This is a genomic window from Bacillus sp. FSL E2-8887 (assembly GCF_038007205.1).
Taxonomy (GTDB): Bacteria; Bacillota; Bacilli; order Bacillales; family Bacillaceae_G; genus Bacillus_A; species Bacillus_A mycoides.
In genome coordinates, this window is the sequence record NZ_JBBOWS010000001.1 from 2,684,960 (window position 1) to 2,696,780 (window position 11,821).

Below are 11,821 nucleotides of genomic sequence, written 5' to 3' on the forward strand. Positions count from 1 at the left end.
TCAAACTGTTGGACTAATATTTGAAGATACTTGTTCTCTCAATTTCAACTTTTGAATTTTCCCACTTGCTGTTACAGGGAATTCATCAGTAAAAATCACTTTCTCTGGTAGTTTATAAATTGCCATTTTCTCTTTAAGATAGAGTTTCATTTCTTCTTCTGAACTTACTTCTCCATTTTTTAACCGTATGACCGCACACGCAACTTCTCCGAGCACTTTATCTGGAAGACCTACAACTGCAGCTTCAATTACTTTTGGATGTTTCATAATGACTGCTTCAATCTCCTGTGGATAAACGTTTAAGCCACCTCTTATAATCATCTCTTTCTTTCGCCCTACAAACCTTAAATATCCTTGATGATCAAGGGTGCCTAAATCTCCTGAATAATACCAACCATCATTATCCAAAACCTGTTTTGTCTGTTCAGGCATATTATAATAACCTTTCATTACTCCAAATCCCTTAACTGCGATTTCGCCCACTTCCCCTGGCGGAAGCGCTACTCTATTTTCATCGACAATTTTCAATGTTACTCCTGGGATAGCCTTTCCAAGAGTTTCTGTTATGTTCTGCTTTGTATCACCATACGAGGTCATCGTAATAGAAACCGTTTCAGTTATCCCAAACGATTGACAAAGGTTAATGCCCATCCGGTCTCGTATCTCCGTCACTGTTTTTGCCGGAATAGGTGCAGCTCCAACTAATCCAGCACGTAATGAAGATAAATCATATTTATTAAAATCCTCTAATTCTAGTTCTTTTATAAACATTGTTGGTACGCCTTTTTGGATGGTTACCTTTTCTTGTTCAATTAATTGTAAAGTTTCTCGCGGACGGAATTTTTCTTGTAGTATCATTCGTCCTCCCATCGCTACTGCACAAAGCATATTAATTGCCATACCGAAAATATGAAACAGTGGTGCTGAAATAATAAATACATCATCTTGTGTACAATGCAGCTCTATTCCTATCGTTTGTGCAGATTGTACAACAGCACGGTGTGTAACCATTACACCTTTTGGGGTTCCCGTCGTTCCTGACGTATATAATATACAAAACAAATCTTCATTCACATTTATATTTACTTGTTCAATATCTATTGTTTCTGTACGCATTAACTGCTCATAGGAACTGATATTCTCTTGCGGAAACCGTACTGTAATAGCTTTTTGTACCATAGTAAATACTTTTTCAAAACCAACATTCTTTTCAAATTCTCCGGATGCTATTAATAGCTTCGGAGCTGAACTTTTTAATATAAATTCAATTTCATATGATTTATATTTTGGATTAAAAGGAACGATTATTGCTCCTAATTTTGCTGCTGCAAAATAAATTACTACTGTTTCGGACCAGTTTGGTAGAGATACGGCGATACGGTCTCCTTTACTTACTCCTAGTCTCTTAAATGCAGTAGCCAAACAATCTACTTCATTTTTCAATTGTTTGTATGTAATTCGTCTCGTTAAATCATATATCGCTTCTTTTTCACCATAAGATGAAGTAACAGATTCTAACAGCTCATACACCGCTAATAAGTTCCTATTCTTTTTCATTCTCTCACTCACTTTCTATCGTCTTACCCTACTAGCTCGCGTTTTTTATCCCTTACTTATAGCAGGACAAACGATGTAGGAAAACCAGGAAGGACTCTCCCTGGTTTTTCTAGTACAACGCTTCCCAAATCGCTGCAATTCCTTGCCCTCCGCCAATACAAACAGCGGATACCCCATACTTTTTATTTCTTCTTCTTAATTCATAAATTAAGGATAGAGAAATTCTTGTTCCACTCGCAGCAAGTGGATGGCCTATCGCAATTGCCCCTCCATTTACATTCGCTATATCAAGATCGAAACCTAATTCTTTTTGACAAGCTAAGTACTGCGCTGAAAATGCTTCATTAATTTCAATCAAATCTAAGTCTGCTAAAGTTAGATTCGCTTTTTCTAATGCACTTTGAATAGCTGGAACCGGTCCAATCCCCATATACTTCGGTTCTACTCCAACAACAGCCCAAGAAATGAGCTTAGCAATCGGTTTTAATCCTCTATCATTTGCATAATCACTAGATGCTAAAACAACTGCCGCTGCACCATCCACCATCCCACTTGCACTACCTGGAGTTACGACACCATTTTCAGCAAAACGGGGTTTTAATTCCGCTAATTTTTCTAGACTCGTATGACGGATATGCTCATCTTCATGTATAAGCTGTTCTCCTTTTCTTCCTTTCACTGTTACTGGAACAATCTCTTCTTTTAAATATCCTTTTTCCCTTGCTAAAAGAGCTCGTTCATGGCTAGAGAGTGCATGCTGATCTACTTCTTCTCTCGTTAAGTTATATTTTGCAGCCAAATTCTCGGCTGTTTCTCCCATCGTACATTTACCATACGTATCATAAAGACCATCCCATAACCAATCTTCTAAAGCCGGACCGCCAAGTGGACTTCCCCATCTCATTCCAGGTATTACATGAGGAACTTGGCTCATGTTCTCAGTTCCTCCGGCAAGTGCAACGTCTGCTTCTCCGCAAAGAATATAACGAGCTGCCGTTAAAATAGATTCAACACCAGTTCCGCAAAGACGATTAATCGTCAAAGCTGGGACATGAATAGGTGCTCCGGCTTTTAATCCAACATGCCTTGCCAATAAATGTGCATCTTTACTAGACTGCTGAACATTACCAAATACAACTTGATTAATATCTTCAGCAGATATAGAAGCTTTTCGTATTGCTTCCTTAGCGGCAATTGCCCCTAATTCTGTTGCATTTAATCCTTTGAACGATCCCGAAATTTCAGCGAACGGAGTCCTAGCTCCCTCCAATAAAACAATCTCTTTCATATCCCATTCACCTCATCATTTCCCTAAATAAACTGGTTTTCTTTTTTCAACGAATGCTTGTAATCCTTCTTTACGATCCTCTGTTGCGAACGCATTTCCAAAACAGATGCTTTCAATTATTAAGCCTGTTTCAAGATCAGCATTACTACCTACATTTACCGCCGTTTTTAACATTTGAAGTGCTACTGGTGGTTTTTTTGCCAATTTATATGCCCATCCTTTTGCAAACTCAAACAACTCTTCCGCAGGTACTACCTTGTTGACAATATGTAAATCGAACGCACGATGAGCATCAAACATATCTCCGAAATAAAGTAATTCTTTCGCTATACCTTGGCCGACAATCTTTTGAAGACGCTGTGTACCTCCGCCTCCAGGAATAATTCCGAGTCCCACTTCTGGAAAAGCGAATTTTGCTTGATCCGAACAAATACGTAAGTCACATGCGAGTGCGAGTTCAAAACCACCGCCAAGAGCTAATCCATTTATCGCCGCAATAACTGGTTTTGACATATTTTCAATTTTGCTAAATACTGTTCGTGAAGTCTTATTCATTTTGTTTACACCGACAAGATCAAGTGCTGCCATTTCATTAATATCAGCGCCTGCGACAAATGCCTTCCTTCCGCTTCCTGTAAGAACGATTACTCGTACTTCTTCATTTGCCTCTAGTTCACCAAATAGAACGGAAAGTTCATGAAACACTTGTGTATTCAATGGATTTACAGGTGGTCGATTAATTGTAACAATCGCAACTCTATTTTCAATTTCACAAATTAAAAACTCATAATTCATAACTTAATCCCCCATTCTTTATTCATAATCATAAAAACCTGCACCTGTTTTTTTGCCGTGTCTACCTGCTCTAACTAGTTGTTTTAAAAGCAGCGGCGGCGCGTATTGATCATTATTTAATTCTTCTTTGAAGTACTCCATCACATGATAACCAATGTCTACACCTGCAAAATCCTGAAGTGTAAATGGCCCCATCGGATAATTAAGACCGAGTGTAACAGCCTTATCAATATCTTCTGCAGAGGCAACGCCATCTTCTAGCAATTTAATTGCCTCTATAAATTGCGGAATCATAATTCGATTCACAATAAATCCTGGGGAATCCTTCTTTACTTCAACTGGTTCTTTCGAAAGCTCTTTAGATAGCGCTTTCAATTCTTTGACTGTTTCATCACTCGTTCGATAACCACGAACAACTTCTACAAGTTTCATAAGTTGTGCGGGATTAAAGAAATGCATGCCCGCCACACGTTCTGGACGGTTCGTTGCTGAAGCAATCTCTGTTATAGACATGGATGAAGTATTCGTTGCAAGTATAACCCCTTCAGGAACGATTCGATCTAGAGCTGCAAACACTTCCCTCTTCAAATCTAATTTTTCTAATACGGCTTCAATAACTACATCCGCATCCTTCATATCTTCTAAAGTTGTAGTGAGTCGAATTCGGCCAAGCGCTTTTTCTTTATCTTCTTCCGTCATCTTTCCTCTTGTAACACTCTTAGTCATAAAACCATTCATACGTTGTATTGCATTATCTAAATAACGCTCTTCAATATCATGTAAAATAACTGTAAACCCATTTAATGCGGCTAAATTTGCAATGCCAGACCCCATAGATCCTGCACCGACAATACCAATTGTTTGAATCGCCATTCTTCTACCCCCTTGAATAACTTTTTAAATGTTCTGTAAATAAATTATATCTATATCCAAAAAGTTTTTGTATATACATAGTGTAGGAAATATACATATTTCTTTCGTACATTTTGATGGTATTCATTTCGGTTCAAACTGCTTTATTTTTCATTTAGTAAGAGGTACAGTTATTTTTCATAAAAAAGTGCGCACCTCAAAATAAATAATTTTCCCTTGAGGTACGCACTCTATGATGTGAAATTCGAAACTATATGTTATCGTTCTTTTCCATTTGATGAAATAACTTCTTTATACCAATAGAAGCTCTGTTTCTTTATTCTTTTTAAATCTTTTAAATCGTCTTCATCACGATTTATATAAATAAAACCATATCTTTTTCTGAAACCTTGATGCGTAGAAATTAAATCGATTGCCGCCCAAGGGCAATAACCAATTACATCCACTCCATCTGCAATTGCCAATTCCATCTGTTCAATATGTTTTTTCAAATAATCAATTCGGTAGTGATCTTGCACTGATCCATCTTCATCTACTTTGTCGTAAGCACCTATCCCATTCTCTGTAACGATAATTGGCAAGTTATAACGATCATTCACTTCTCTTAATGTAACTCGGAAGCCAATTGGGTCGATTTCCCAACCGAAATCGGTTAATTCTAGATGTTCATTATCGTCACCCATGAAAAACCCTTCTTCACCTACTTCAATTTGTTGATCAGCAGCTTCATCGATTACAATGTTCTCATCATATTCACTAACAGTAATAGAAGAATAATAGTTAAACGCTATATAATCTGGTTTTGAACTAGATAGAATCTCCATATCTCCCTCTAGAATGACTGGTTCGATATTTTTGCTTTTCATGAAATTCCACGCTATATTGTTATATCTACCATATACAGCCATATCAAGGTATAACCAATTACGAATTGCGTTACAATTTTGAGCTGCAATACTGTCATTCGGCTTACATGTTTTCGGATACACATAACTAATATTTGGTGCTGGACCAATTTTTGCATCACGTATCATCTCGTGACATAAGTTTGTTACCTTTGCCTCTGCTAAAAGCATATGATGATTTTGCTGATATAGCTCTTTTTGAGATACTATCGATGTCCCAACAGCCTGTCCATGTAGTATCATCATGTTCTGTTCATTAATTGTTAACCAATTCTTTACCCGATCTCCAAAACGTTCAAAAAGGATTTCACAATATGTAACAAAAGCATCGATAGTAGCACGGTTACTCCAGCCACCCTTTTTCTCTAATTCATACGGTAAATCAAAATGATACATCGTTATTAACGGTACGATATCATGCTTCAGCAATTCATCAATAAGATTGCTATAGAATGTAATACCTTTTTCATTCACTTCTCCCGTACCATTTGGGAGAATTCGAGTCCAAGCTATTGAAAAGCGATATACTTTTAGTCCTAATTCAGAAAAAAGCTTCACATCTTCTTTAAAATGATGATAATGATCACTACAAACTGTAAAATCTGACGTACCTTCAGGAATAACTTTCACATCTTGAACAGAAAGGCCTTTTCCATCTTCATTATAGGCCCCTTCTACTTGGTAAGCACTTGTGGAAGCTCCCCATAAAAAGTCTTTTTTAAATGAACTATTGAGCATAATTTTTACCTTTCCTTTTCAAAAATAGTATTGTTATAGTTTGTTTATATTAAACTTGTTTCACTAAAAATGTTTCATAAACGCTTATAAGCTCTTCTGCTATAATTTTAAACCCTTCTGCACTCATTAATTGATCTTCTGCATGTGCTAGTAATAAGCTAACTTCTACTTTTTCACCAGCCGCTTCTCTACTAATCAGTCCAGCATGCGCTCTATGGCCTTCAATAAAAGTTTCACTACCCTCATTCATTAATTGTCTCGCTTGTTCAAAGTTACCCATTTTTGCTTCTTGAATTGCTTCAATATATGAAGATCGTGCGCTACCTACTGTTGATATAATTTTAAATACTACTAATTCATTTTGTTCCATAACGATTCTCCTAACATTTTTTTATTTTTATAAATCAAAAAACAATCAGTGGGGTTTCGTTCATCCCCACTGATTACTAGCCCACAACAATCGGGCTTTTGAGGGATACATTATTATTGCTCAGTTGCTGCTTGTTGTTCTGCCTCATAAGCTTTCTTATCTCCCATTTTAAAGAACGGATAATATAGTAGAATTTGAGAGATAATAATTAATACCGTCATGATTAATAGTAACCACCCACCAGAAATATAACCTGCAAATGGTGCTGGTGTTACCCATGGCAATTCAATAAGTGGGTTAAAGGTAGATAAAATTCCCGTGATTTTAAGGAATACGATACCAATTAACCCGCCAACTATTGAAGATGCTACTAATGGAATAAAATATATTGGATTCAGAACAAGCGGTAATCCAAATACAATAGGCTCATTAATATTAAAGATATTTGGGACGATACCGATTTTTCCAAGTGATTTATATTGCTCCGATTTCGCAAATAGTAGGTTTATTGCTAAACCTAACGTATTTCCTGTTCCACCAATGGCAACTGCAAAATGCATCAAGCTAAATGCTAAGTAAGGAATTTCCGAAAATGGTGTTCCTGAAGCGAAAGCTGTAATTGCTGCTGTAAATAACGGAGCCGTCGCACTATACCATACATTTATAATTGGTGCTGGATGCAAACCGAAGAACCAACATATATTCATAAAAGTAAAGATAGCAATAACTGACCAAACAGATGATCCGATTACTTTTACAGGTAACGAGATTACTTGACTTACAAAGTTAAAAATATTTTCATATGGAGTATAGCCAAATATTACTCTAATAAAGAAGATAATCGTGAAAATGATGATTGAAATAAATACTGGATTAATTGCATCAGCTACCATAGGTGGTACTGATTCCGGTAATTTCACTCCAATATTTTTTCTTTTTAATGCACAGTACAATTTACCGGTGAACACGCCGACAAACATGGCAACGAATATTCCATCACTACCTAAATACTGATTTAAAATAGCTGGAATTTGTTCTTCTCCAACCTTAATTGACATTGGCATTAAGCATAAGAAACTACCTATTGCTATAACAGCAGCTGTCATTCCGTTCATACCTTCTTCTTTCACATAAGAATAAGCAATAATGACAACCATATATACTGCTAGCAAGCTAAGTGTCGCACTAATCATGTCCTGCATGTGCGTATATAAACCAATTTGAATTAAAAATTCTTTCCACCCTTTAAATGGTAAGTTACCTAAAATAGCAAACAATGTAACACCGATCGTAACAGGAATTGTCATCATCATTCCTGATGTAATAGCATTCACTACTTTACTATTTCCGAGATAATTTGTTAGTGGTGTGATGATTCGTTCTAGTCCGTTTTTTGTCCCTTCTAACAGCTTCATAATTACCTCCAATATTTCTGATTTTTAATTAATTTTCTTTTTTCCTTTTTCTACGTAGCTCATATCATTTACAGACTCAACTTTATATTTCCCATCTTTATATGTAACTTTTGAAACACTTGCATTAGCTAGACCACCATCAAGATTATTAAGGGATTCAGGAGATATTGTATGTAACAACGCCATTAACGATATTCCATGCGATACAACAAGCGCGTTACCGCCCCCATCTTCAGCTACTTCTGCTACAAGTTTATCGATTTCTTTTTTTACTCTCTTTGAGACTACTTCAGTACTTTCAGCCTGTTTACTTTTATCAATCTTAGCTGCAGTATTAAGCATCATATCAACATCGAAATTATTCTTAAATTCTTCTAATGTCATATTATTAGCTTCTGCAAGTTTCTCGTGAAAAGTATGATTCAATTCTCCTTCAAACTCACCGAAACATGCTTCCCGCAAATTTTTACTTTGATTGATATTCATATCTTTATTTCCACTTTGATTTAACACAATTTTCGCTGTTTCTATTGCACGTCCACTATCGCTACTATATGCCTTTTCAAACTTAACTCCTTTTAAACCTTTTCCAAGGTACTCTGCTACTTCAACACCATCTTTTGTAAGTGGCGCATCCGCCCAACCTTGTACTCTATCAGTCGTATTTAACATCGTTTTTCCATGCCTTACCAAATAAAGTTCCACAGGTTTTTCTTCTTTTTTCTCTTTCACTTTTTGGCCTTCATTTGCTGAACATCCAAATAATGAAACTGTTAAAGAAACTAACAAGCAAAGTGATAATATTTTTTTACTCATTATGAATTCTCCTTATCGGTTTATAAAAATATGCATGTACCACCCACATGAGTAGAATGCTATTTTTATAATTAAGATATTTAAAAATCATTTTGACTGATTAAACATCCAATTTATCATCTCTTTATCCTGCAAAGCTGGTACCCAAGAGAAGTGTCCCATAGGTTGAACGATTCCAGTTGGATATTCTGTATATTTGACCAAAGAACCACCTAGTTCTTTAATAGCTTGTACAGCATCTCTGCTATATCTCACATCAACTAGCGGATCATCTTCTGCATGGAAGACCCAAATTGGCATATCTTTAATATCCTTGAATACTGAAGTATCTTGCATTGGTTCATATTCACCAACAAGCTTATTTCCCGGCAAATCTCCTATTCCGCAAATCGGAACAGCAGCTGCGAAAAGATCCGGGTTCTTCTTAATAACATTCCAAGTTCCAATTCCACCATTGGACATACCAACAACATATATGCGATTTTTATCAATATCATATTTATCAATGGTTTCTTTTAGTAAATTAAACATAGTAGTATAGTTAGGTTCCTCGGTCCAATATGCTGTAAGATTTTCAGTTACCTCAACCTGAGGAGCTAACACGTATGCAGGATTTTTCTTTTGCTGTTCTGGATTAGCCCACGCTACAGCGCCCTGATTCCCTACGACTTGCATATAGTTGTCATTTCCTCGTTCACCTGATCCATGTAAAAATAAGACTAATGGATATTTTTTGTTAGGATCTTTTTTAGGCTCAAAAAGTCTATATTGCATTTTGCTTCCAGATGCATCTTGATATACTCCTTTTTTAAAATCATCTACAACAGGAGTAACTACATTTGAAATTTTATTTTTCTGTTCAGATGCTTTAAAAGTTGCACCTTCTTTTGTTTTAATTTCTTTCGTAAGAGTTAACTTATAATCTAAATTATCTCTTGTGCTTAAAAATTTTTCTTCATCAAATGTTGAAGTAGATGCATGTTTATCGTTTTCATCTAATTCGATCACAACGTATTGTCCGTCTTTTGAAGCCTCTGATACCTCAGCTTTATTATTTGTATACACTTTATTTATTTTTCTATTTTGAGGTTTTCCATTCACTTCCACCTCAACTTTGAAACTATCTTTTGTTAATTTTGAACTATCTATTGTATCTCCAAAGTCACAAACGACGGTAGCTCCTACTTCCCCATACGGCAGAACATTCGTTATAAGTGTTATATCTGAATCTTTTAAAGCCTTACCTTTGCTTTCTGATGAACATCCTGAAAGTACCAAACCACCTGCCAAGCTCCCTATTACCATACATAAAATTGGAAATTTCTTTATCTTTTTCAGACGATGACCTCCCTCAAAATATGTACTTTTCATAACTGACATAAATCATATAAAGCTCGTTAATCGTTCCAAATGCAGAAACTTTTAATCACCTAAAATGATTTTCACTCGTTCAATTACTTTTTTCCCATCTAACATGCCGTAAGCTGCCATATCAATTACTTCAATATGCTTTTCTGGCAATTGTTTTTTCACATTATTTAATGCATATCGAACTTGTGGTCCTAATAAAATCACATCAGCTGCTGGGCCAACATTTTGTGCTTCTGTTAATGCATAAGCATTAATTTCACAGTTATAACCTGCCGTTTCTGCAAACCCTTTCATTTTGTTCATTAACATACTTGTAGACATACCTGCATTACATAAAAGTACGATATTTCTCATATTAAAAACCTCCAATATTTATTTTAAGTGCTTTGCATATTCTTCATATATGCAAGCGCTTTCTTTATAGGTTCAATATAAACTATGGTCTAAGACTAGGGTCAATAGCTTAATTTAATTAATTCATTTTTTTTGTATAATTTGTATAAAGTGAAGCTTTAATCAACCGGATTTTGTTCATTCCCCACTGATTATTAGCCCATACCAATCGGGCGTTTACGGACAGCCCGACTCCCACCTAACCTCTTTGCTCCACCTGAATTTTGAGGTGGGAGTTTTACTGCCCACAAATAGCTGGATAAACTTAACTGGACACCGCGTGAAAATTCTTTTGTTCCAAAAAAAAGTGCATGTAATTGTAGACAGTGTCTAACAATTACATGCACCTTTTTCATTTCCTTCTCTACTTCACATTTACGAGGTCACCTTGCATTATTTGATTTCATAATAGGAATCATAATAATATAATGTTCAACTGTTTTGTCTTGACTCTTTGTTTCACAAACGTATCGACATAAAACATCTCCGTTAAGAGCGTATCCCTGTTCCTGCATAATATCGAATGGTTCATCTAATATTAACGATGATAACGGTTCATCCACGTCTTTTTCATATAAATAATTCAAGCACTCTCCCATATGTATTTGAATAACCGAATCATCCATAGGTAATTGACATTCTTTCACCTTTGATTCAGAGATAGCCATTACCCAATAACTGTTATCTATATTTTTCAATCTATATTCTTCAAGCGGAATACATAATGCTGGAGAAACTGTTGGCAAGAAATTCAACCACTTTTTTAATAAAGGATTTGCATATAATGTTCCTTCATTTAAATGAACATGTTTGAGAAAATAATAAGTCTCAGCTTGTTTTATAACCCATCGCTTATCTTCTTGTTTATATTCTTGTAATAAGTTCATAAATTCATTTATTTGCTTTGTTTCTAATTCTAACTGTTTTATCGCTTCATTTTTTTCAGCTATTTTATCATGACATTTTTTCATTATGTCATCATATTCCAAACCGTTAAAAACCGATCCAATTTCCTTAACATGAAAACCCATTTGTCTAAAACTTCTAATCGCTAAAAATACTCCAAAATCCTCATATGTATAAAATCTAAAACCATTATCTTTGTCCTTTTGTGGTTTTAGGAACCCTTTTTTTTCATAAAACCTCAAAGCATCTATTGAAACTCCAAATTCCTTTCCTACTTCTCCTATTTTATATTTCTTCATGTATATCACCTTCAACTCTATAATTCCTTTAAATACCTATATAGTGTAACAAGTTTTGAAAAACAATTATATAAAAATAAAGTGCAACTTTAATC

11 protein-coding genes are annotated in these 11,821 nt (G+C 35.4%); all 11 read right to left on the minus strand.

The window, feature by feature from the left end; genetic code table 11:
• The 11 genes from NSQ08_RS13560 to NSQ08_RS13610 all read right to left on the minus strand — a co-directional run bounded on the left by NSQ08_RS13560 (position 1) and on the right by NSQ08_RS13610 (position 11,726).
• Positions 1-1,557, minus strand: a complete 1,557-nt coding sequence (locus tag NSQ08_RS13560; RefSeq protein ID WP_340775740.1) for a class I adenylate-forming enzyme family protein — start codon at positions 1,555-1,557, stop codon at positions 1-3.
• 109 nt (positions 1,558-1,666) lie between these two features.
• Positions 1,667-2,845, minus strand: a complete 1,179-nt coding sequence (locus NSQ08_RS13565) for an acetyl-CoA C-acetyltransferase (protein ID WP_340775742.1) — start codon at positions 2,843-2,845, stop codon at positions 1,667-1,669.
• A gap of 15 nt (positions 2,846-2,860) precedes the next feature.
• Positions 2,861-3,640: an enoyl-CoA hydratase/isomerase family protein gene (locus NSQ08_RS13570; RefSeq protein ID WP_340775746.1), complete on the minus strand. Its 780-nt coding sequence runs from the start codon at positions 3,638-3,640 to the stop codon at positions 2,861-2,863.
• Positions 3,641-3,658: 18 nt separating this feature from the next.
• Positions 3,659-4,513, minus strand: a complete 855-nt coding sequence (locus NSQ08_RS13575; protein ID WP_060750405.1) for a 3-hydroxyacyl-CoA dehydrogenase family protein — start codon at positions 4,511-4,513, stop codon at positions 3,659-3,661.
• Between the two features lie 257 nt (positions 4,514-4,770).
• Positions 4,771-6,156, minus strand: coding sequence for a glycoside hydrolase family 1 protein (locus tag NSQ08_RS13580; RefSeq protein ID WP_340775753.1), 1,386 nt, complete (start codon positions 6,154-6,156; stop codon positions 4,771-4,773).
• A 49-nt stretch (positions 6,157-6,205) separates the two neighbouring features.
• Positions 6,206-6,526: a PTS lactose/cellobiose transporter subunit IIA gene (locus tag NSQ08_RS13585; protein WP_061674867.1), complete on the minus strand. Its 321-nt coding sequence runs from the start codon at positions 6,524-6,526 to the stop codon at positions 6,206-6,208.
• 113 nt (positions 6,527-6,639) lie between these two features.
• Positions 6,640-7,941 carry a PTS sugar transporter subunit IIC gene (locus NSQ08_RS13590; RefSeq protein WP_340775759.1) on the minus strand — a complete coding sequence of 434 codons (1,302 nt, stop codon included), beginning with the start codon at positions 7,939-7,941 and terminating at the stop codon, positions 6,640-6,642.
• A 24-nt stretch (positions 7,942-7,965) separates the two neighbouring features.
• Positions 7,966-8,757, minus strand: a complete 792-nt coding sequence (locus NSQ08_RS13595) for a histidine phosphatase family protein (protein ID WP_340775763.1) — start codon at positions 8,755-8,757, stop codon at positions 7,966-7,968.
• An 87-nt stretch (positions 8,758-8,844) separates the two neighbouring features.
• Positions 8,845-10,137, minus strand: coding sequence for a prolyl oligopeptidase family serine peptidase (locus NSQ08_RS13600; protein ID WP_340775766.1), 1,293 nt, complete (start codon positions 10,135-10,137; stop codon positions 8,845-8,847).
• 42 nt (positions 10,138-10,179) lie between these two features.
• Positions 10,180-10,482, minus strand: a complete 303-nt coding sequence (locus NSQ08_RS13605) for a PTS sugar transporter subunit IIB (protein ID WP_340775769.1) — start codon at positions 10,480-10,482, stop codon at positions 10,180-10,182.
• Between the two features lie 422 nt (positions 10,483-10,904).
• Positions 10,905-11,726 (minus strand): MerR family transcriptional regulator, encoded by an 822-nt coding sequence (locus NSQ08_RS13610; protein WP_061674863.1) that lies wholly within the window; start codon positions 11,724-11,726, stop codon positions 10,905-10,907.
• Positions 11,727-11,821: the final 95 nt, after the last annotated feature.